We start from the raw sequence: 1,282 nt of genomic DNA, 5'->3' as shown, positions 1-1,282 counted from the left end.
GGCGGATTCTAGGAGTCGTTGCAACACAAGTTGATCAACTGGCTTCGGCCAGGAGCTTAGCCAGACGCTGGGCTGGGGTCTCCCAATCCAGCGTTTTGCGTGGGCGGGAGTTGAGTTCGGTGGCAACGGCGTCGAGGTGGTCCTGGGTGTGGGAGGCCAGGCTGGTGCCCTTCGGGAAATATTGGCGTAGCAAGCCGTTTGTGTTCTCGTTCGATCCTCGCTGCCAGGGACTTCCGGGATCGCAGAAGTAGACCGGGATGTCGGTGGCCAGGGTGAATTCCCGGTGCGCGGCCATTTCCGAGCCTTGGTCCCAGGTCAGAGAACGGAGCAGGTGTGGTGGCAGGGTCTTCACGATCTCGACCAGGGCGTCTCGGGTGGTGGCTGCGGTGTGATCGCCGGGGAGACGGGCGAGCATCACGTAGCGGGTGCTGCGTTCGACCAGCGTCGCGATCGCCGATTTGTGGTCCTTGCCGATGATGAGGTCGCCTTCCCAATGCCCGGGAACTGCCCGGTCGTGGACCTCGGCGGGCCGCTCGCTGATCATCACCATGCCCGTGACCGCGCGAGGGCGGCGCTTGCAGGACTGTCGGTGCGGCCGGCGAACAGCGCGGCCGGTGCGCAGTGCTTTGGCCAGCTCGCGACGCAGTTCACCGCGGCCTTGGACGTAGAGCGCCTGGTAGATCGTCTCGTGCACGACATGCATCTCCGGCTGGTCGGGAAAGCGTGCACGTAGAGCGTGACAGATCTGTTCCGGACTCCACCGCAGACTCAGATGCTGCTGAATGAACTCGCGCAGTTGCGGGTGCTGCCCGATCTTGCGGTGTTTCGGGCGTGGCCGGCGGGCCTCCGCGCGGCGCTGAGCTGCGTAGGGCCGGTAAGCCCAGCGGGATTCTTTGCCGCGCAGCGGCATCCCGTTGCGGCGGATCTCCCTGCTGATCGTCGACGGGCTGCGCCCCAGCTCAGCGGCGATCTGGCGGACGGTCGCTTTCTCCCGTAGTCGATCAGCGATATGGATCCGGTCGTGTTCACGCAGGTAGCGCGAACCGCCGGGAGCCGGAACCTGCACACGGACAGGAGGTTTCGGCTTCGCGCCGCGTGGAGGCGAGTGCCAGCCGTTACGCCACCGCTTGCCGGTCCGGATATTGATGCCGACGATTTCGCAGGCTTCACGACTGTTGTAGCCCTGACGCATGAGCTCGAAGTATGCCTCGCGCTCACGCGTCAACGGCCGCCCGCCGCTATGCCGCCCCCGGTCCTCTCGAATCTGAAAGTCCACTACACC

At 65.2% G+C, this 1,282-nt stretch carries 1 protein-coding gene; it reads right to left on the bottom strand.

Annotated elements, in window-relative coordinates; genetic code table 11:
* Nucleotides 1-34 precede the first annotated feature (34 nt).
* Nucleotides 35-1,192, bottom strand: a complete 1,158-nt coding sequence (locus tag ACFRAQ_RS36860) for an IS30 family transposase (protein ID WP_379107754.1) — start codon at nucleotides 1,190-1,192, stop codon at nucleotides 35-37.
* Nucleotides 1,193-1,282: the final 90 nt, after the last annotated feature.

The organism is Nocardia sp. NPDC056611, from assembly GCF_042792755.1.
Classification (GTDB): domain Bacteria; phylum Actinomycetota; class Actinomycetes; order Mycobacteriales; family Mycobacteriaceae; genus Nocardia.
Note: the sequence above shows the minus strand (reverse complement) of the source record. Positions and strands in the feature narration are given on the sequence as shown.

What these genes read in the sequence shown, in the direction of transcription:
- ACFRAQ_RS36860 (WP_379107754.1), bottom strand. Translation starts at nt 1,192, where the DNA reads ATGCGTCAGGGCTACAACAGTCGTGAAGCCTGCGAAATCGTCGGCATC.